General features: G+C 65.9%; 21 protein-coding genes and 2 pseudogenes. 9 read left to right on the top strand and 14 right to left on the bottom strand.

Features of this window, described 5'->3' with window-relative positions; genetic code table 11:
- Window positions 1-332 precede the first annotated feature (332 nt).
- Window positions 333-953, bottom strand: a complete 621-nt coding sequence (locus ACYQPG_RS01800) for a PAS domain-containing protein (RefSeq protein ID WP_461230106.1) — start codon at window positions 951-953, stop codon at window positions 333-335.
- A gap of 1,270 nt (window positions 954-2,223) precedes the next feature.
- Window positions 2,224-2,676 carry a Ros/MucR family transcriptional regulator gene (locus ACYQPG_RS01795; RefSeq protein ID WP_461230105.1) on the bottom strand — a complete coding sequence of 151 codons (453 nt, stop codon included), beginning with the start codon at window positions 2,674-2,676 and terminating at the stop codon, window positions 2,224-2,226.
- A 407-nt stretch (window positions 2,677-3,083) separates the two neighbouring features.
- Between ACYQPG_RS01795 and ACYQPG_RS01790 the strand changes: the two genes are divergently transcribed.
- The 5 genes from ACYQPG_RS01790 to ACYQPG_RS01770 all read left to right on the top strand — a co-directional run bounded on the left by ACYQPG_RS01790 (window position 3,084) and on the right by ACYQPG_RS01770 (window position 5,117).
- On the top strand, window positions 3,084-3,338 hold the full coding sequence (locus ACYQPG_RS01790; RefSeq protein WP_461230104.1) for a hypothetical protein: 255 nt from the start codon (window positions 3,084-3,086) through the stop codon (window positions 3,336-3,338).
- Window positions 3,339-3,588: 250 nt separating this feature from the next.
- Window positions 3,589-3,720, top strand: coding sequence for a hypothetical protein (locus ACYQPG_RS01785; RefSeq protein ID WP_461230103.1), 132 nt, complete (start codon window positions 3,589-3,591; stop codon window positions 3,718-3,720).
- Between the two features lie 51 nt (window positions 3,721-3,771).
- On the top strand, window positions 3,772-4,560 hold the full coding sequence (locus ACYQPG_RS01780) for a Crp/Fnr family transcriptional regulator (protein WP_461230102.1): 789 nt from the start codon (window positions 3,772-3,774) through the stop codon (window positions 4,558-4,560).
- Window positions 4,557-4,802, top strand: coding sequence for a hypothetical protein (locus ACYQPG_RS01775; protein ID WP_461230101.1), 246 nt, complete (start codon window positions 4,557-4,559; stop codon window positions 4,800-4,802). Before ACYQPG_RS01780 ends, ACYQPG_RS01775 begins: the two co-directional genes overlap by 4 nt.
- Before the next feature lie 63 nt (window positions 4,803-4,865).
- Window positions 4,866-5,117, top strand: coding sequence for a DUF6894 family protein (locus tag ACYQPG_RS01770; RefSeq protein WP_461230100.1), 252 nt, complete (start codon window positions 4,866-4,868; stop codon window positions 5,115-5,117).
- A gap of 213 nt (window positions 5,118-5,330) precedes the next feature.
- Here ACYQPG_RS01770 and ACYQPG_RS01765 read toward each other — a convergent pair whose 3' ends face one another.
- The 7 genes from ACYQPG_RS01765 to ACYQPG_RS01735 all read right to left on the bottom strand — a co-directional run bounded on the left by ACYQPG_RS01765 (window position 5,331) and on the right by ACYQPG_RS01735 (window position 9,605).
- Window positions 5,331-5,516 carry a hypothetical protein gene (locus ACYQPG_RS01765; RefSeq protein WP_461230099.1) on the bottom strand — a complete coding sequence of 62 codons (186 nt, stop codon included), beginning with the start codon at window positions 5,514-5,516 and terminating at the stop codon, window positions 5,331-5,333.
- A 7-nt stretch (window positions 5,517-5,523) separates the two neighbouring features.
- On the bottom strand, window positions 5,524-5,715 hold the full coding sequence (locus ACYQPG_RS01760; RefSeq protein WP_461230098.1) for a hypothetical protein: 192 nt from the start codon (window positions 5,713-5,715) through the stop codon (window positions 5,524-5,526).
- A complete protein-coding gene (locus tag ACYQPG_RS01755) occupies window positions 5,712-5,975 on the bottom strand; it encodes a hypothetical protein (protein ID WP_461230097.1) in 264 nt (87 codons plus the stop codon). Before ACYQPG_RS01755 ends, ACYQPG_RS01760 begins: the two co-directional genes overlap by 4 nt.
- 907 nt (window positions 5,976-6,882) lie before the next feature.
- Complete coding sequence (locus tag ACYQPG_RS01750; protein ID WP_461230096.1) at window positions 6,883-7,086, bottom strand: DUF2934 domain-containing protein; 204 nt, start codon at window positions 7,084-7,086, stop codon at window positions 6,883-6,885.
- Window positions 7,087-7,133: 47 nt separating this feature from the next.
- The gene (locus ACYQPG_RS01745; RefSeq protein WP_461230095.1) at window positions 7,134-7,520 is read right to left on the bottom strand and encodes a hypothetical protein; all 387 of its coding nucleotides are present in this window, start codon (window positions 7,518-7,520) and stop codon (window positions 7,134-7,136) included.
- Window positions 7,521-7,589: 69 nt separating this feature from the next.
- Window positions 7,590-8,240, bottom strand: coding sequence for a BON domain-containing protein (locus ACYQPG_RS01740; protein WP_461230094.1), 651 nt, complete (start codon window positions 8,238-8,240; stop codon window positions 7,590-7,592).
- A 219-nt stretch (window positions 8,241-8,459) separates the two neighbouring features.
- A complete protein-coding gene (locus tag ACYQPG_RS01735; protein ID WP_461230093.1) occupies window positions 8,460-9,605 on the bottom strand; it encodes an acetate/propionate family kinase in 1,146 nt (381 codons plus the stop codon).
- 178 nt (window positions 9,606-9,783) lie between these two features.
- On the opposite strand from ACYQPG_RS01735, the pseudogene ACYQPG_RS01730 reads away from it, so the two are divergent.
- Both ACYQPG_RS01730 and ACYQPG_RS01725 read left to right on the top strand, forming a co-directional pair.
- Window positions 9,784-12,271: pseudogene (locus ACYQPG_RS01730) on the top strand (phosphoketolase family protein); the annotation flags it as partial.
- 118 nt (window positions 12,272-12,389) lie between these two features.
- The gene (locus tag ACYQPG_RS01725; protein WP_461232406.1) at window positions 12,390-12,707 is read left to right on the top strand and encodes a c-type cytochrome; all 318 of its coding nucleotides are present in this window, start codon (window positions 12,390-12,392) and stop codon (window positions 12,705-12,707) included.
- A 1-nt stretch (window position 12,708) separates the two neighbouring features.
- Here ACYQPG_RS01725 and ACYQPG_RS01720 read toward each other — a convergent pair whose 3' ends face one another.
- Window positions 12,709-13,410 carry a DUF1003 domain-containing protein gene (locus ACYQPG_RS01720; RefSeq protein ID WP_461230092.1) on the bottom strand — a complete coding sequence of 234 codons (702 nt, stop codon included), beginning with the start codon at window positions 13,408-13,410 and terminating at the stop codon, window positions 12,709-12,711.
- A complete protein-coding gene (locus tag ACYQPG_RS01715) occupies window positions 13,410-14,228 on the bottom strand; it encodes a universal stress protein (RefSeq protein ID WP_461230091.1) in 819 nt (272 codons plus the stop codon). The genes ACYQPG_RS01720 and ACYQPG_RS01715 overlap by 1 nt, the downstream gene beginning before the upstream one ends.
- Before the next feature lie 216 nt (window positions 14,229-14,444).
- Here ACYQPG_RS01715 and ACYQPG_RS01710 point away from each other — a divergent pair, with 216 nt between their 5' ends.
- Window positions 14,445-15,263, top strand: coding sequence for a universal stress protein (locus ACYQPG_RS01710; RefSeq protein WP_461230090.1), 819 nt, complete (start codon window positions 14,445-14,447; stop codon window positions 15,261-15,263).
- Window positions 15,264-15,397: 134 nt separating this feature from the next.
- Window positions 15,398-15,811, top strand: a complete 414-nt coding sequence (locus ACYQPG_RS01705) for a hypothetical protein (protein WP_461230089.1) — start codon at window positions 15,398-15,400, stop codon at window positions 15,809-15,811.
- 45 nt (window positions 15,812-15,856) lie between these two features.
- On the opposite strand, the gene ACYQPG_RS01700 is transcribed toward ACYQPG_RS01705, so the two are convergent.
- The 3 genes and pseudogenes from ACYQPG_RS01700 to ACYQPG_RS01690 form a co-directional block, all read right to left on the bottom strand.
- On the bottom strand, window positions 15,857-16,600 hold the full coding sequence (locus tag ACYQPG_RS01700; RefSeq protein ID WP_461232405.1) for an oleate hydratase: 744 nt from the start codon (window positions 16,598-16,600) through the stop codon (window positions 15,857-15,859).
- Window positions 16,601-16,699: 99 nt separating this feature from the next.
- Window positions 16,700-17,171, bottom strand: a pseudogene (locus ACYQPG_RS01695) (oleate hydratase); the annotation flags it as partial.
- Window positions 17,172-17,235: 64 nt separating this feature from the next.
- Window positions 17,236-18,096 carry a universal stress protein gene (locus ACYQPG_RS01690; protein ID WP_461230088.1) on the bottom strand — a complete coding sequence of 287 codons (861 nt, stop codon included), beginning with the start codon at window positions 18,094-18,096 and terminating at the stop codon, window positions 17,236-17,238.
- Window positions 18,097-18,166: the final 70 nt, after the last annotated feature.

Raw genomic sequence — 18,166 nt, 5'->3', positions numbered from 1 at the left:
CGAGCTCCTCCGTTACTACTTTTGGATGAACCTATCCCTTCGCTATCGCTTTGCAATAGGCGACACGCCGCTCTGGGTTCCACTTCAATGCCGACGCATTAAAACAGGCATGTCCCCCAAGGACACCTGCCGGCCTGGTCCCTATACCGCCCCTCAGCGTGGATCGGGCTGGTGGGCTTCGAGCGGGCGCTGGACGGCAGGCTGCCTCATGATCGGGGAGGGCAGCCTGCTCCACATTCACGCTGCAGGTAGCCGCCGGGTGGCCGTACCATCACGGCGCACTTTCGCGATCTCACGGTTAGATCGGGCGGTACGGTCGAGCGCAGCAGCGCTCAGTTCATGTGCCTGCGCCGCTCTTGGACTTCCTGCTGGGCCAGCCTGCGTCCCAGCGACAGCAGAAGCGCGTCCACCTGGGCCTTCAGCGCTGGGTCCTGCAACTTGATGATCGCCTTCTGAGCGGCCATGGCCAGGTCGACAGCCTCCTCTAAGGGCGGCAGGAAAAAATCGGGCGCATCGGCTGTGGAGGTGAGCCTGCCCGTTCGAGACTGCGTGATATCAACGATGATGCCGCGCCCGCGTACAGGACGCCCACATGCGTCTCGGATCGTGTAGCCGCGGTCGAGTACCCACCGCGTGACACCATCGGCCGAAAGCACTCGGTACTCGGCGACGAAGGGGGTGTCTTCTTCGATGCTGCGAAGGATCAAGGCATGAACGTGCTCCCGGTCGTCCGGGTGCATGCCGTCGATGTAGGCCGACAGAGGAAGCCCCACGCTGGCTTCCCCCGGATCGACGTTGAACAGCAGCGCTACGAACGTGTCCGCACGCACCAAGTCAGAAGCAATATCCCAGTCCCAAGTGCCAGCCACGTCTACGGCATCCAGTGCACGCTGAAGCGCCACCGGGCAGGTCTGGACACCATGAACCTGAGGTTTGAACTTCGGCACCGTCACATCATCATCCGAACTGGACCCACGCCTTTGTGAACGATCGCACGCCACATTTTCAAGGGGAGGCGACACGTTGGCGCAACTTCTACGTGTTGAGCGCTATTCGTTAGCGCGCAAAATGGATTATGAATTCAACCAAGAGGCGTCGCGCGTACGCCCGGACGGGGAATGATGGGATCTAAGATGCAGCCCCAAGGTGTGCTCTCTCCGCACGACACCGCCGAAGATGATGACCACGGTCATTCTCTATCGTCGAACGGTGGAGCAACAAGCCGTCTTCTGAAGCGCATCGCCGATGCGCTGCAGGTATCGCCTGCCGCACTGTACGACTCGCCCAACGCCAGTACACTAGTCCGAAAGGCCAATAGCCAAGACGCTACCGACAGGGACCTCGATCAGGATTGCAAGGCGCTGCTGGACGCCTACAGATGCATCAGCGATCCCGAGGAGCGGTGTCGCGTCTTGGCCCTCGTACAGGCTGCGGCTGAGCCCGCTTAGGCCGACGCAACGATCATCCGGTTGCGTGCCTCAGTCAGTCGCTCCCCGTCGAGGATCTCGATAAGCCCTTCGTGAGCGCTCCGGACCAGGTGCCGTTCAAGCAGCCGTACCATCAAAGATGGCGCCGCTCGGTCCGTCCAATCCACGCCTGGACCGACTGCCATTCCGGACTGGCTTTCCCAATCCGGGATCTCGTCAAGCGCGGCCGTTCTGCCTCCGATAACCGTCCCGGCCAACTGTGCAGCTTGGGCCGTGTCACTTACCAGGCCCCATCGTCGTGAAGAACGGCATCAAGCCCCGCCGGCCCTGAAACGATGGGCGGCGGGGCCGAGCCAGCCCCAAAGCAACCAAATTTTTCAGCCTCATCTAATCGGGGGATGCAAGCCCAGCTTGCGGCAGCGCTATTGGCAGCACCTGACACCCCGATAGGGGAGCATCGCCTATGTCTCCATCCAAGCGCGTCGACATCCGCCCAGCGCAGCGGTGGTCCGTGCCTGATAGAGCGCCGGCCTCGCGGCACGGGCGTGAGCACTTGATCGTGCGCTGGATTGGCGCCGCCAACTTCCGCGACCCAAGATCGAACAAGGTTGCCGCTATCGACATACCCAGCGCCCAGATCGTTCGGTTAAGTTGGGCCGACACTTTCGGTCGGCCGATGCGCATCATTCCGACTCGGCTTCTTCAGTTCGCCGGAGCCCTGGTACCGCTGCTATCATTCTGAAGCTGGCGGAACGGCGGCCTGACTATGCTGAGCCGCCGTTCCGTACCGCACTTCCTACGCAGCCCGGCGCGCGCTCGGCACACCTAGGCCGATCGCCTTGGCGAGAGCGGAGCGCCGCTCGGCGTAGCTTGAGGCGACCATCGGATAGTCCGTGGGCAGGCTGTAGCGCTCGCGGTAGCTCTGCGGGCTGAGGCCGTTGGCGGTCAGGTGCCGCTTGAGCGTCTTGTAGGTCTTGCCGTCGATGAAGCTGACGATCCCGTCATGCTGGACCGACTTGCGGATCTGGGCCGCGCTCGGCTTGTCGATGGCCACAGGCGCCTCGGCTCCGGCTGCGACCGCGCTCGTCCCGGAGGCGAGACCTGCGATCGCGCCGTGCACGCGGGCGATCAGCGTGGGCAGCTCAGAAACTGGAACGGGATTGTTCGAGACGTAAGCCGCGACGACTTCGCCGGCCAGACCAGTCACATCAAGAGCATGATCTAAGGTTTTTTCTGTCACTTCGTCCATTCCAGTTCCACTCACAGCTCACCCAATGCTGCACTTGAACGGCGAAAGCAATTCGAGTCATGCCGTCGTTGCAGCATTACTGGCATGCTGGGCGATCATGACGCAGACGAGGCGCGCAATACTGCCGTGCTTCTCCCGAAGAGACCTCCGCGTTAAGGAACCAGAGCGATCAATGGCGATAAGCCAAAAAGCCAAGCTCTCACGCAATGTCGGGCAATCCCGCTTCTGGCCGCATGGTCGAGAGCCACGCCCTGCTGTAGCGCGACTGGATGTCAGCCGGTCTCGCCCCCACCCTGATCCCGAACGCCGTCGCGATCTGGCACGGCGCCATCGAGAACATGTCCCCGCACGCCTCGCCCCGCCGGCACATGTCAACGAGCCGGTGGAGCCCAATACGGGATAGCTGCTTGGACTTCATCACCCGGTTCGGAGACGAGGCACACCGGCTTGGCTGGACGGCCGAGCAGCTATTCGGCGTCCATCCCGAGCACGGCACGCTCCGGGTCGACTATTGGGGGGCACTGATGACCGCTCCCGACAAGGCGATTGGCGTCGAGGCGACCCTGGTTCTGTACGAGCGGACGTCGAGCTACCGGAACCGGCAGGGGCAGGAATGGGGCCCGCCGATCTGGGAGTTCAAGGCGAAGGCGGGGGGCAAGTGAGCAGGCCGATCCGCTTCAGAAGCTGGCGCAATGCGCAGCCACCCGCTCTGCGAGACGATCGGCTGTCAGGCAACCCTCTGGGTGATCGCGCCTCAACGCCGCTATGGGCATGTCAGGCGTCGCGGCCTCATCCGGTTCCTGAACCAAGCTGAATCCACCGTGCGCCTTGATCCAGGCTGGCTACCGGGTGCTGGGACCAGCCGGCACGGTTACTGAGGCGCTGCGCCTCCTCGTGCAGGAGAAGCCGACGGTGGCCATCATCGACGTGGCCCTGAGAGATGGCCCCTGTACTGAGCTGGCAAACACCCTGCGCCGCCTCAACGTGCCGTTCCTCGTTCACTCGGGCAGGCAGCAGGACCGTCAACTGACCCGTGACGTGTAGGGTGCGCCCTGGCTCGGCAAGCCGGCGCTGTCCGCAGACATCGTCATTTCTTTGAACCAGCTCTCCGCGTCAGCGCCAGCGGCGACCGCCGTTGTACGGCGCTCTAAGCCCGAGGCCACGGATAATCCGCTGATCCGCAAGCTGGGCGCCTTCACGTTCCTGTCGGACGCGGACCAGACTACGCTGGCGCGGATCAGCGCCGAGCCTCGCCAGGTCATGCCCGGTACCGACCTGGTGCGCGAGGGCGACGCCCCCGACGGCGTGTTCTTGGTGATGAGCGGCATGGCGATCCGCCACAAGCTGCGGGCGACCGGCGCCCGGCAGATCATGGCCTACCTCCTGTCGGGCGACCTGTGCGACCTTGATGTCGCCCTGCTGAGCGAGATGGATCACACCATCACCACCGCGTCGGCCTGCGAGGTCGTGCGCCTGCCCCCTGAAACTGTGGCCGACCTCCTGGCCAACCACCCGCAGATCGCCAGAGGGCTGCGCAAGGCCCAGCTCGTCGACGAGGCGACCCTGCGCGAGTGGCTGGTCAACGTCGGCCGCCGTTCCGCTGCCGAGCGGCTGGCGCACCTGTTCTGCGAGCTGCTGTTGCGCATGCGAGCGGTCGGATTGGCATCGGGCAACAGCTACGATCTGCCGGTCACCCAGATGGACCTCGCCGACACCACGGGGCTCACGCCTGTGCATGTGAACCGCATGCTCAAGGAACTCCGGGAACAAGGGCTGATTGAATTGAAAAGCAAACGGCTCAAGATCCTCGACCTGCCCCGCCTTCGGTCGCTGGCGGAGTTTCGGCCCAACTACCTGCATCTGGGAGATCAAGCCGCAGCATGAGCCTGCACCTCCAGCCTGTCCAAGTCACAACGGGTAGCTACGACATCGATGGGCAGTTGGTCTTTGTTGACGGCTTTCTCGCAGCAGTGCTGGTCAGACTCTCGGATTTTCACGAGGGTATGGCTGGGATGTGGTTTTTGGAGGCGGGCTTTGGACGGCTTGATAATCCAACCCGGCCCACGTTTTCCGATCTCGACGAGGCACAAGACTGGACCGAGCAGCAGTTCAAGCACGCCGCCTGACACATGTTAATGATCGCGCCACTGACACTGTGCATCTTCATACCGTTGTGAAGGAGAGCCAGTGTGGCGCACTACACGATCGATACTGATGCCGATGATCTGCTTATCGAGGGTGACTACGGCGAGGGTCTAACATGTCTCTCGGCTGCCCGTCGCATGGCGCTATCCGCGCTCCCAGATATGGCCAGGGACACGCTACCTGACGGCGACCGCCGCACATTCAGGGCGATCGTCCGGGACCACAACGGCGAGGAGATCTACACCGCGACGCTCACGCTCGTCGGTGAGTGGAAAGTAACCCCTCCTCCTTCCTGAACCGTGCTGCGCCGACCGAACGGCTGTATCCCTGCGCTTTGACTGGCTGATCATGGCGCCGCATCATGGGCCGTCCTGATGAGGGACACCCATCGGTTCGATCCGGATTTACCCCCGGAAGTGTGGGTTGGGCCGGTGGGCCTCATGTTCGTGCTGCCCCGTCGCCGCGGCACCCCTCGCGTGGCTGCGCACCGTTGCGTTCGACGGGCATCGCTACTGCAGCCTTCCGACCCCAGCGTTCAGGCCGAGGCGGATGGCCAGCGCCAGCAGGCCACCGGCGGTGAGCCAGTCGCCACCGTCCACGCGCCAGTTCTCGAAATCATCGTCTGGTTCGACGTTGTGGCCGCGGGAGGTGATCACCGTCACGGCCTCCACGATCGGATCCGAGTCCTCGAACATGATGCGGCTACGCGGATGCCACGATCATCCGGCGGCGCGCCTCGGCAAGGCGCTCGTCGTGCAGATGCTCGGGCATGTCGGCGATCACCTTCTCGACGATCTTGCGCGTCGTTGACTCGTCCAGGCCGAGGCCGCGTGCGAACCCATCGAGCCCCCGCATCATTTGCCCGACCGCAAGCCGATCAACTGGTTCGCTCATGCCTTCACCGGATGCGCCAGCAGGATCGCAGATTTGACCGCCGCTCGCCTGCTGCCAGGTCGGGCTGTCGGCTCCTTCAGGGTGGCCGTCGCGTGCCGGTCCGCCTTAACGGCCGCGGTGACGTCCAGGACCCAGTCGAAAGCCAGCTCGAACGGCCCGGTCCTTGGGTTGGCGAGCACCGCGTCGACCGCAGCGCTCACTTGCGCGTCGGTGACCTCTTTCGATTTCAGGAGGTCGGACACGGTCGGGTTGCTGGCCATGCCGGAGAGCTACCCCGGGGCCCTTACCCCGTCCACTTCTGCTTGTAGCGCGGGACATGACCAAAATTAGCGGGTTGGGAGGCGACGGACGTTCTCATACCCAATGACAACGATTTTACCGATCTTCATACTCGCTCGTAGTGAACCCGCCTGCAGTATTGACGTATCCGCCAGGCTGGTACCCGTCAGCACGAGCCGCATTTGAAACAACAACGGCGCCCAGCATAGCAACTGCCAAGATGATCTTTGCCATGATTTCCTCCTATTGGGAGACCGTGGCCGGCCCCGCTGATCTGATAGATACAGCATGGTCGCCAAGCCCGCCGTGCGCGTTGTCACCTGAGGAGTGTGGCTGCGCGGTGCGCAAGAGCGTGGGGGTCAAGCCGGAGTTAGCGGGCTGACAGAGCATAGTCGTTTGCCAGGCGGCCATATCATCACAGCTCGCCCGGCCTTGCGCACTCCCAACCGCGTCCGCGGCGGATAATCCTGAGATAGGCACGAGCGCGGCTGCAGGGAAGCCGCGGTGTGCCTCCGGCGCTCTCGCGCCGCGGTGTTTCATCCGGTTGAACGTCCGATTGAACCGACGTGTCGAGTGATAACGTGCCCTTATGCGAATCGCCCGGCGAAACAGCCGTCGCGCTGAATGTCCGCTATTGGTGAGCGGCCGAGGCTCCCTGAATGACCGGGATGGGCGCAAAGCCGAAAGGCCGGTTTTGCGCAGACTGGCGTTCCACCGTGGCGTAGTCTGGCCGAAAGCGGCCCGACTGCTTTCGGTCACGAAAACCGAAAAAGCGGACCTTCGTGGCGAAACGCTCGATCAGATGGTTTTCCTTACGGATGGAGGCATTGGCGTCAGGGTCTCTCGACGAGGACACTCTTCTTGGTCCAGGCGTTCGAGGGCCGGATGTCAGCAGCAGCACTCGGACCCCGACCCGCTCTTCACGAAGTCCCCGTCGGGGAGCACCGGCCGCCCGGTCATTTCGGCGTGGAGTTCCCGTTCGGCCTGGAGCCAGAACTCGTCCGCGTGGCCATGCGGTTGGTCGCGGCGCTTCCAGAGGTGGAAGGCGCGGTCGCGGACCTCACCGTCGGTCGGTCTCGTCTCGGGGATCATGCGCTGTTTCCGTAAGGATTATGGTCAATGGGAACGGGCTGCGGCGGTCACGCGGCAGGTGCCGCGGGCAGGGGCTTGTCCGGCACCACACCCGCCGACGTGGGACGACGTTTCGGCAAGCTCCCCTGGATCAGGGTGGCGATGGCGTAACCCATGGCGCCGACGGCCAGCGCGGTGGCGAAGGGCGAAGTGCCGCCGCGACCACCCCGGCCCGGTTGCCCGCCGCGGCTCGACCGCTCCGCCTTCCTGACGCCCGCCCGCCCACGTCCGAGTGCGTCCTGCGCCAGATGGGTCGCCCGCTCGGCGACGTCGCTGACGGCGTCGCTCGCGCGCAAGAAAATCTCGTCGGCGGCACCCTCAATGCGGCGACCGTCATCGACGCCGATATCCTCGCCGTTCGTGGACCGGCCGTGCTCGTAGTTGGGTTTGGTCATGGTCGATTTCCTTTTCGAGTTTCGAAACCCCTGCCGGGGCCGTGGAGACCGGCAGGGGCGTCGCCTCGCTCAGACGACGCTGATGCGATTCTCGACCGCCGTGGTGCCGGGGGAAGCCCACGCGGCGCCGACTGCCTCGCGCCGCTCCTGCATCGAACGAACGGTGCCGCCGAGGTAGACGGTCCCACCATCCGCCTTGACGGTCACGGTTTTTGGGTCGAACAGCCACGAGCGATCCAGCGCCTCGCTGATGCTGTCGCTGACGGCCTCGACGTCGACCTGGGGTTTGACCACGATCCGGTTGTCCACCGCGACGACGCCGGATAGTTGCCTCAGCTCCCGTTCGGCGACCTCGGATTGGAAGCGATGGTCGACTTCGCCCGTCAGGGTGACGGTGCCCTTCGAAACTTTCACCAGGACGTGGTCCGGCGGCACCGCCACGTTCCAGGCGAGCCGTGCGATGGCGGTGGCAGCGATGTCCACGTCCGACTGCTCGCGGGCATAGGGCACGGCGACTTCAATCTCCTGGACGAGGGCCATGACGCCCCTGACGCGGCAGGCGGCGGCCTCGGCGGCGAGCTTCTCGTCGTAGGTGTCGACCTGACCCGAGAGCGCGACCACGCCGTCCTTGGCCGTAACGCCAATTTCCGATGAGGTCACAGCCGGGTCCCAGATGAGTTCGGCCGTGACACGATGCTGCAAGCTGGTGTCGTGAGACATGAAAGTTTCCTTGGGCGTTCCGGTATCGCCGATGCTGAGAAGGGTTTGCGTCCCAGTCCGATGCGAGGATTTCCGGCGTCCACGTAGAATCGCGTCCCGGCATTCGGCGAACGTAGGTAGCGGGACCGGCTCGGTCCTTGATCCAGCGCAAGGATCAAGATGGGCCGGCACGGTCGGCAAGTCGCTTGGTGACACGACGCCAACCACCGTCCTTTTTCATCAATCGCCGATGAGCCATCCGGCTTCGTCGGCGATCTCTCGCTCCTCGTCGGCCGGGATGACCAGGACTGCAACGGAGGAACCGCCCCGGTCGATGCGCGTGCAACCTTCCTTGTTGCGACCGGGATCGAGGGTCAGCCCGAGAAACGCCAGCCTTTCACAGACATCGGCCCGGATAGTCGCCGCGTTCTCGCCGATGCCGCCGGTGAAGACGAAGGCGTCGAGGCCGCCGAGGGCAGCTGCCAGTGAGCCCGTCTCGCGCACGATGCGATAGGCGAACAAGTTGAGGGCTTCGCGGGCCTCGGCTGCGTCACTCTCCTCCAGGGCCCGAACGTCGTCGCTAATGCCCGAGACGCCGAGCAGGCCAGATCGCCGGTTGAGAAGCTCTCCCACCTCGGACGCGACCATGCCGCGCTCTTGGATCAAGTGTAGTACGAGGCCCGGATCGACCGTGCCGGAACGGGTCCCCATCATCACTCCCCCGAGGGTCGTCAGTCCCATCGTGGTGGCGACGCTACGCCCTTCCGCCATGGCGCAGAGGCTCGCGCCGTGGCCGAGATGGGCGACCACGACGCGTCCCTTCGCCGTCTCGCCGATGAGCCGGGGCAGCACCCCGGCGATGTAGGCATAGGATAGGCCGTGAAAGCCGAAGCGCAGGAGGCCGTCCTCGGTCAGCTCGCGCGGGATCGCCTCGATCTGAGCCAACCGGTCCTGGGTCCGGTGGAAGGCGGTGTCGAAGCAAGCGACCTGCGGCAGGTCGGGCCAAGCCTTCCCGACGGCGGCGATGCAGGCGAGCCCTTGTGGTTGGTGGTCCGGGGCGAACGGAACGAGCACCTCCAACTCCGCGATCAGGCCTCCGTCTACGAGTGCGGGGCCGGCATGCCGGGCGCCGCCATGGACGATGCGATGACCGACCGCCCGGAGGTCGAGGTCCGGCAGGCGTCTCAGGCGTGCCAGCAGCCAGCCGGCGACGGCGATGAGGTCGCCTGGGGGCGGCGCGTCGTCGAGGTCGAGGTCTCCCGTGACGGTTAGGTGCACGGCACCGCCTATCTCGGCAACGTGCACGCGCCAGACGGCGACGTCCTCGCCGTCCCGGAACAGGGCGCATCGCAAGCTGGACGATCCGGCATTGAGGACGAGGATCATACGCATCTCCGGACGAGGCCCTGACTGGCACGGCTCGGCGGGGAGCGGCGTGATCCAGATCAAAGCGCCGGCGCTTCGGGGATGCGACGACGTAGGCGGGAGGCGCCTCTTCTCCTGTTCTACCCCGGGAGCCAGAGATGCCTGTCACGAACCCGCCGAGAGAAAGCAGTCAGGACACCGGCATGACGGTGGCCGGTCTCGACTTCGTGCCGGGGCCGTTGGGCCCGACCGGCCTAGACGCCATCGACGCCTATTGGCGGGCTGCGAACTACCTTTCGGTCGGCCAGATCTACCTGCTCGACAACCCGCTGCTGCGGGAACCCCTGTCCATCGCGAACGTGAAGCCGCGACTGCTCGGCCATTGGGGAACGACGCCAGGGCTGAACTTCGTCTACGCCCACCTCAACCGGACCATCGTCTTGCGCGACCTCGACATGATGGCGGTGTGGGGTCCAGGGCACGGCGCGCCGGGGCTTGTGGCCAACGCCTGGCTCGAAGGGACCTACGGCGAGGTCTACCCGGACGTCGGTCCCGACACGGACGGGATGCGCCGCCTATTCCGGCAGTTCTCGTTCCCGGGCGGCATCCCGAGCCACGCCTCGCCGGAACTGCCCGGCTCGATCCACGAGGGCGGGGAGCTCGGCTACTCCCTGATCCATGCGTTCGGGGCCGCCCTCGACAATCCGGGCCTGATCGTCGCCTGCGTTATCGGCGACGGCGAGGCCGAGACAGGACCGCTCGCCGCCTCCTGGCACGCATCCAAGTTCCTCGACCCCGTCGGCGACGGCACCGTCCTGCCGATCCTCCATCTCAACGGCTACAAGATAGCCAACCCGACCCTGTTGGCGCGCATGCCGGCGGCGGAACTGCGCAGCCTGCTCGTCGGCTACGGCTACGAGCCGCTGTTCGTCGAGGGCGACGAGCCCGGCCCGATGCATCAGGCCATGGCGACGGCCCTAGATTACGCCCTGGACCGCATCGCCGAGATCCGGGAACTCGCCTCGAACCGCGATGTCGGCCGGCCGAACTGGCCGATGATCGTGCTGCGTAGCCCAAAGGGATGGACCGGACCGAAGGTCGTCGACGGCAAGCCGGTGGAGGGGACGTGGCGGTCCCATCAGGTACCGGTGGCCGCACTGCGCGAGAACCCGGAGCACCTCGCGATCCTGGAGCGCTGGATGCGGTCCTACCGGCCGGAGGAACTCTTCGATGATGCGGGCAGCCTGGTGCCGGAGCTAGCCGCGCTCCACCCACGCGGCAACCGGCGGCTGAGCGCCAACCCCCACACCAATGGAGGACGCGATCCAAGGCCCCTGCGCCTGCCCGATCTCACCGAATACGCCATCGTGATGCAGTCACACGGGACGGCAATCGCCGAGGGGACCCGGGTGATCGGCCGCTACCTCCGCGACGTGCTCGACCTCAACGCCGAGGCTCACAACTTCCGCCTGATGGGACCGGACGAGACCCTGTCCAACCGGCTCGACGCCGTCTTCGACGTCACCGACCGAGTCTGGCGCGACGCCATCCTACCCACCGACGAAAATCTCGCCCGTCAGGGCCGGGTGATGGAGGTGCTATCCGAGCACCTCTGCGAGGGCTGGCTCGAAGGCTACCTGCTCACCGGCCGGCACGGCGTCTTCGCCTGCTACGAGGCCTTCATCCACATCGTCGACTCTATGGTGAACCAGCACGCGAAGTGGCTCAAGGCATCCCGCGCCCTGGCCTGGCGCAAGCCCGTGCCGTCGCTCAACATCCTGTTGACCTCGCATGTCTGGCGCCAGGACCAGAACGGGTTCAGCCATCAGGACCCGGGCTTCATCGATTTCATCGCGAACAAGAAGGGCGACACGGCGCGGGTCTACCTGCCGCCGGACGCGAACTGCCTGCTCTGGGTGATGGACCACTGCCTGCGGACCCACGACCGCATCAACGTCGTCGTCGCCGGCAAGCAGCCCGCCCTGCAGTGGCTCGGAGTGGAAGAGGCAGCCCGGCATTGCGCGACCGGCATCGGCGTGTGGGAATGGGCCTCGAACGACGGCGATGGCATGCCGGACGTGGTCATGGCCTGCGCCGGGGACGTGCCCACCATGGAGACCCTGGCGGCCGTCGCATGGCTGCGCGACCGCATCCCGAAGATCCGGATCAGGGTCGTGAATGTCGTCGACCTGATGACGCTGCCCTCGCCGGACATGCACCCGCACGGGCTCGACGACACCACCTTCGACAGCCTTTTCACCGGCGACCGGCCGGTCGTGCTCGCCTATCACGGGTATCCCTGGCTCATCCACCGCCTGACCTACCGGCGCACCAATCATGCGAACATCCACGTCCACGGCTTCGTCGAGGAGGGGACGACCACGACCCCTTTCGACATGGCGGTGCTGAACGGCCTTGACCGCTACCACCTCGCCCTGGCGGCTCTGAAATGGTCGTCCAGTCTCGGACCGCATGTGGAGCATGCCGAGGAGGAACTCCGCGATTTGCTGGCGCTGCATCGCGAGCACGTCTGCCGCACGGGGGAGGACCTGCCGCAGGTGCGCGAGTGGGCTTGGACGGATGCATTCACTCCCGCCGGCAGGCCGGCCGCGGGCGCCGGGTTCGACCTGCGGATGATGAGGGACGTCGTGGAATACGAGACCGGGCCGGACGGCCAGCCAACCTAGTCGCCGCATTCCCGGTGTCGGTAGGGAGGCAGGCTCGGTCGCGCATGTGGCCCGGCCGGACGTGCCAATGGCCCTTGCCGGATCCACGACCTACCGAACCCGGAGACTTCCCGTGTCCATGCGCCTTGCCTTATCGATGCTTCTCCTCACCGGACTGATGGTGACCGCGGCGGCCGCCACCGACGGACAGGTCCAACGCGGCAGGACCTTCGTCGGAGCGAACTGCGCCGCTTGCCATGCCGTCGGACGGATCGGCGCGAGCCCGCTGGGCGTCGCGCCGGCATTCCGTGACCTCCATACGAAGTATCCGGTCGAGGACCTTGGCGAGGCCCTGGCAGAGGGCATCACCACCGGGCATCCGACCATGCCGCAGTTCCAGCTTGAACCCGACCAGATCACGGACGTGCTGGCCTACATGAAGTCCCTGGAACGCTGACCTAATCCCGGTGGGGGGCACCGGGAGAAATCGATGAAGGGTGATCCACGGCGCATCCTTGGGTCGTGACCGGCTTTTCCGGAACGACGCCGACCGCCGCGGCGATGGCCTCGATCTGCGTTGCCTGCGAAGCCAGCATGCCTTCGAGTCGCTCCATACGGATGCGGTCGAGCTTGTCGTGCAGAGCCATGATCTCGACCTCTGCCTTCAGGTTGATCTCGTAGTCGAGCCCAGCCGCCAGCCGGTCACGCGCCGCCTGTCGGTTCTGCGACATCAGGATCACCGGGGCCTGGAGCGCCGCCACCATCGACAGGATCAAGTTCAGGAAGATGTACGGGTAGGGGTCGAACCCGCCGACGTGGCCGAGGATGACGCTGTTCACGACCACCCACGCGACGAGCATGCCCGTGAAGACCAGGATGAAGCCCCACGAACCGCCGAGCTGGGCCACGCGATCCGCGAGGCGCTCGCCGAACGTCTGGTGCTCGACGAGGACGCGGTTCACGTCCCGGGACACGTGGCACCGCTTGGCGACATGGAGGATCACCCGCCGCTCGCGCTCGGACAATCCCTCCAATCCGGCCTCCATCAACTGGCGGGCGAGGTTGGTGACCGCGCCGTCGACGGGCGGCTTTGCGGCGTCGATGGGCACTACCGGGGCGGATGGGGAGATCGTTCCGGTCGCGGGGGGGCGGTCGCTCATCAGTGGCTCAGGAAGCTGCAGACCGGGGAGTACCGCAGGACATCCCGCGTGACACCGCCAAGAATCATCTCCCGCACACGGGCGTGCCCGTAGGCCCCGAAGACGATCAGGTCCGATGCATGCTCGGATGCGAGGTCGAGCAGGGTTTCCGCGTCGCCGGTCCCCTCGGACCGGTGCTCGGAGGCGGTTGCGGCGATGCCGTGCGTCGAGAGGTAGGCGACCACGTCGGCGGCGCCGGAAACACGTTCCTCGTGCGTGACCGCGACGACGTCGACCCGGCTCGCCAGGCGGAGGATCGGGAGCGCGTCCAGCACCGCGCGACGGGCCTCCCGCGTATCCTTCCACGCCACCATGACACGTCGGACTTCGAGGTAGTAGATGCCGGGTGGCACGACGAGCACCGGACGTCCCGTCGCGAGCACCACGGAGGCGGCGTCGAGCGGCAAGGGGCATCCGGTCGCCCTGTCCGGGCATCCCCGCCCGACCACGACGAGGTCGGCGACCCGGGCTTGGCGGGCCAGGAAGTCGAGCCCTGGTTCGAGGGCGGAGCGCCATGAGACCCGGCTCCGGGTGCCTACGGCCGCGCGGAACAACGTCTGCGCGCTGGCCAGCCCGTCCGAGACGGCCCGTTGCGAAAGGGCCGGCAGGAAGGCCGAGGCACCCATCGGACCGACCTGGGCGGTGACATGATCGGGCGCCTGCGCGGCGACGCCTATCGTCCGGGCCCCGAGGGCATCCGCGAGATGGGCCGCGACTTCGATCCGTCCGTCCGCATCGCCTGCGAGGTCGACGGAGACCATGATGCTGGCGAGGGTCATGGTTGGCACGGCTCATTCGGTTCCAGGGAAAGGGAGGGTGCCTGTCGAGCTAGGCGCATGCTTTGACCTGGCGCAAAAGCGGCCCGCGAAATCGTTCTCCGCGTTGTTCTCCCGGATGAGGCCATGCCGACCCCAATGCTCGGAATGGATTTGCGCTGGATCAACGATGGCTCCTCGATGTTGGGGCACGGTCAGCCTCCTCAGTCGGAGGCCCCCATGTCGTACGCCAGCATCATCGTCGCCGTTGACCCCGGGGAGCAGGCGGCGCCACGCGTGACGCTTGCCGCGCATCTGGCGCGAAAACTCGATGCACGGCTCATCGGCGTCGCGGCATGGCAACCGGACTACCCGCGGGGCTTCGGCGAGACGTCGGTGCCGACGGGATACGGCGTCGAGGAGATCCGCCGGAAAGCCCTTGATGAGCTGAGGCAGGCAGGGGAGGTCTTCAAACTGGCCGCCCAGCCTGCGGAGCGGGTCGAGTGGCGGTCCGAACTCAGGGAAACGGTCACCTTCCTAGAAGAGCAAGCGCGGGCCGCCGACCTCATCATCGTCGGACGTCAGGGCAAGAAAGACATGCCGCGCCTCGCGGCAGCCATCGACCCCGGCGACGCACTGATGGCGGTGGGCCGGCCAGTGCTCGTCGCGCCGCGCGGCGTTGAACGCTTGTCGGCATCCCGCGTGATCGTCGCCTGGAAGAACACCCCGCAGAGCCGACGGGCGATCTCGGACGCGATGCCGTTCCTTAAGCTCGCCGACGAGGTCCAAGTCGTCCGGGTGGCGGACGATGGCGACCGGACCGAGTTGGACGACGTCGTCGCCTATCTCGGCCTGCACGACGTCAAGGCCGCGGGACTTCTGAAGGTCCCGAACGGTGGCGGGACGGCCGAGACCCTGCTTTATGCTGCCGAGGGCTTCAGAGCGGACCTCATCGTCGGCGGGGCCTTCGGTTACAGCCGCATGCGGGAATGGTTCTTCGGCGGCGTCACGCGCAACCTCCTCGACCACAGCCCGGTCTGCTGCCTGATGTCCCACTGAACGCCATCCAGTGGATCGACATCCGGCGAGGTCGTTGATCCACCGCAAGGACGAAACCGGCCCGGCATCTACGGTGACCTCCACGCCCGCGCGGTCGACGCCCGCGTTCGGCCATGGCGAGAAGGAGCTCCAACATGATCTGTCCCCGTGCTGTCGAAGCATTGACCAAGCAACGTGACCGCCTCGTCGAGGTGCTCCGCCTGATCGACGACGGGCGGTGGTGGACCGGGGACGATGCCTGCCTGATCGACGAGGACGAGGTCTGTCTGCAGGCCAACAGGATCGGGGCCGCCCTCGACGTGGTCGAGCGTCTCGCCGGCGAGATGGCAGCCGAGGACGGCACCGGCACCGGGTCGCAGCTAGCCCCGAAGGCGACGCGTGCAGTCCCGACACCGGTACATCACAGTTCTGAGAACCGCGCCGTGCCGGAAGGCTTGGGTCCGTTCTCTCCGGGCCAAGTCGGTCCCCAGCACGACGAGATCCATGCGTCGGGAGGTTACGAGCAGCGGGCTTGGGGGCTCTCCGGCGGCGTCCCGAACCTGTCCTGACAGATTTGAGCGCCCCACCTGGGCGGGGCTCAACCTCGTTCGGGATTACGCGTCATGCAGGTCATGCAGGGCCCGGTAAGCCTTGAACAGCACGCGGGGATCGAACTTGCCCTGGTAGACGGCCGGCGGCTCGCGTTCGAGACCGAGAAGGCCGTAGACGGCCGCCTGCGCCGTGCGGATCGAATATTCGACCGTGAACACCACGTCGTCGGGCAGTTCGCAGAACTGGCCCATGAGGCCGATGTTCGTCGTGCCCCTCGGGATCACTTGCGGTCGGTCGCCGGGCTCGCGCGGCAGGAACTGGCTGGTGATGAAGGGCATCATGCACGGGATGCAGATGGCCTTGTCCAGGATGCCGGCCGCCTCCGCCTCGATGCGCAGGTGCCCGAAGATTTCGGTCATGATCTCACGGCCGGTGCAGGCCGACATCGGCTTCTTCACGAAGTTGCCCGGCTCGTCGACCGCGAGGCCGTAGCCCCAGAAGACGCCGACGTCCTCGGGCTGGCCGATGAAGTGCGGCTGGAACGGGATGACGAGGGAGGCCAGCCAGTTCGAGCGCGGGAACGTGACGAGGCCGCCCTCACCGGGCACGTTGCCGGTGAAATCACGGACCATCCGCAGGAACGTCGGGTCGTGCAGGGTAGTGGTGAAGGACACCCACTTGGACTGGTCGATATGGTCGGCGAAGACTTCGGGGCGTCCGAACTCCGGGCGATCCTTCGCCAGGTGTTCCCAGAGCGTCCAGGCGCCGCCGTCCGTCTTGCCCTTGAGGGTGGGGACGCTGTCCATCCCGCCCAGCGACGAGCCTTCGGTCATCGAGCCACTTTCGCAGCGGCAGGACCATCGAGTCGTACTGGTTGTAGACCGTCCGCATGATGCCGTGCAGGCGGTTGAAGCCCGATACCATGTGGGCGAACCGGAAGAGGTAGCGCCTGAACTCGACCGCCCCGTGCCAGGGCTGGAACGCGAACGTCGTGCACCACATGAACCAGAAGTTCGTCTCGAAGAACGACGGGTCGAACTGCTCGGCGATGGTGGTTTTCCCGAGCACGGATTCCGGTAGGAGCGCGAGCCGCTCGATCGTGAGGATGTGTCCCTCGCCCAAGCCGAACCGAGGTGCCGTCTCGCGGACCCCGTCGCTGACGAGGCGCGCCTTCGACGAGGTCCTCATGGTCTCGTTCCAGGCGAAGGTCTCCTGCGTCACGGTCCGGGTGCCGTCGAGCGTCGGGATCGAGGCGAACAGGTCGAAGGTGCAGAGGTACTTGCTTTCCAGCATGCGGCCGCCGCGCAGGACGTAGCCATCCGTCGGATTGCCCAATCCGTCGAGGCTGCCTCCCAGAACGCCTGTCTCCTCGATCACGGTGATGTCGCATCCTCGCCGAATGCCGGAGACGGCGCTTGCGGTGGACGGCCGTCCCCACGCGTCAGTGGGCCATCAGCACGGGCATGCTGGCGTTCTCGACGACGTGTCGGGTGACGCCGCCAAGCAGGAATTCTCGCACGCGGCTATGGGTGTAGGCGCCCATGGCGAGCATGGAGGCACCCTGACGCTCGGCCTCGGCCAATATGACCGCGCCGACCGAGGCCCCGTCCACGACCGGCAGGGTGACGGCCTCAGCCACGACCCCGTGCCAGCTCAGGTAGCCGCACAGGTCTGCGGCCCGGGTCTCGTCGAAACGCTCGGTCCTGGCATGCACGACCGTGACGCGCGTGGCCTCGTGCAGCAGGTCAATGGACTGGCCGACGAGTCGCGTCGCCTCCAAGCTGCCGTTCCAGGCGATCACGACATGGTGCATCAGGTCGTACGGGACGGTCTCGCCTACCATTAGCGTCGGCCGCCCGACCGAGAACAGCGCGGTGTCGAGCGCGCGCCCCGTGAACGGCAGCTTCGGATCGGGCCGGTCGACGATGACCAGGTCGTTGACGCGCCCGGCCAGCGTCAGGAGGGGTTCGACCTCGCCGCTGAGCTCCGTCCAGGTCACGAACGTAGCGTCGAGGCGCTCCGACTTCGCATTGAACGCCACCTTCTCGCGCAGGCACCACGCCAGCAGGGCCGCCTTGCCGTCTGCTGCCGCCTCGCACACGCCTCGTTGGATGGCCTCTATGCTGCCTTCGTCGAGGGGGGCGAGGCTCGCGAAGCCGGCCAGCATATGGTCTAACCCGGGCGCTATGAAGCGCACGCCGATATGGGCCTGGAGGCGCCGACCGAGACGAAGGGCGGCATCGAGCCGACGGTTCGGGTCGATGCCCGGGGCGGTAGGGACGAGCAGGCAACGCATGTACATTGGGCAATTTCCTCGCTTGGGGTGACGGCGAATTCGGACGGTGTGGTCGCGGGCGCAGATGGTCCGAGCC

This window comes from Methylobacterium sp. CM6246 (assembly GCF_054818005.1).
This window is presented reverse-complemented; position numbering and strand designations above follow the sequence as displayed.

Bases quoted from the DNA above. Each gene is read 5' to 3' on its own strand.
- ACYQPG_RS01795 (WP_461230105.1), bottom strand. From the start codon at position 2,676: ATGGACGAAGTGACAGAAAAAACCTTAGATCATGCTCTTGATGTGACT.
- ACYQPG_RS01775 (WP_461230101.1), top strand. From the start codon at position 4,557: ATGAGCCTGCACCTCCAGCCTGTCCAAGTCACAACGGGTAGCTACGAC.
- ACYQPG_RS01765 (WP_461230099.1), bottom strand. From the start codon at position 5,516: ATGTTCGAGGACTCGGATCCGATCGTGGAGGCCGTGACGGTGATCACC.
- ACYQPG_RS01760 (WP_461230098.1), bottom strand. From the start codon at position 5,715: ATGAGCGAACCAGTTGATCGGCTTGCGGTCGGGCAAATGATGCGGGGG.
- ACYQPG_RS01755 (WP_461230097.1), bottom strand. From the start codon at position 5,975: ATGGCCAGCAACCCGACCGTGTCCGACCTCCTGAAATCGAAAGAGGTC.
- ACYQPG_RS01750 (WP_461230096.1), bottom strand. From the start codon at position 7,086: ATGATCCCCGAGACGAGACCGACCGACGGTGAGGTCCGCGACCGCGCC.
- ACYQPG_RS01745 (WP_461230095.1), bottom strand. From the start codon at position 7,520: ATGACCAAACCCAACTACGAGCACGGCCGGTCCACGAACGGCGAGGAT.
- ACYQPG_RS01740 (WP_461230094.1), bottom strand. From the start codon at position 8,240: ATGTCTCACGACACCAGCTTGCAGCATCGTGTCACGGCCGAACTCATC.
- ACYQPG_RS01735 (WP_461230093.1), bottom strand. From the start codon at position 9,605: ATGATCCTCGTCCTCAATGCCGGATCGTCCAGCTTGCGATGCGCCCTG.
- ACYQPG_RS01725 (WP_461232406.1), top strand. From the start codon at position 12,390: ATGCGCCTTGCCTTATCGATGCTTCTCCTCACCGGACTGATGGTGACC.
- ACYQPG_RS01720 (WP_461230092.1), bottom strand. From the start codon at position 13,410: ATGAGCGACCGCCCCCCCGCGACCGGAACGATCTCCCCATCCGCCCCG.
- ACYQPG_RS01715 (WP_461230091.1), bottom strand. From the start codon at position 14,228: ATGACCCTCGCCAGCATCATGGTCTCCGTCGACCTCGCAGGCGATGCG.
- ACYQPG_RS01710 (WP_461230090.1), top strand. From the start codon at position 14,445: ATGTCGTACGCCAGCATCATCGTCGCCGTTGACCCCGGGGAGCAGGCG.
- ACYQPG_RS01705 (WP_461230089.1), top strand. From the start codon at position 15,398: ATGATCTGTCCCCGTGCTGTCGAAGCATTGACCAAGCAACGTGACCGC.
- ACYQPG_RS01700 (WP_461232405.1), bottom strand. From the start codon at position 16,600: ATGGACAGCGTCCCCACCCTCAAGGGCAAGACGGACGGCGGCGCCTGG.
- ACYQPG_RS01690 (WP_461230088.1), bottom strand. From the start codon at position 18,096: ATGTACATGCGTTGCCTGCTCGTCCCTACCGCCCCGGGCATCGACCCG.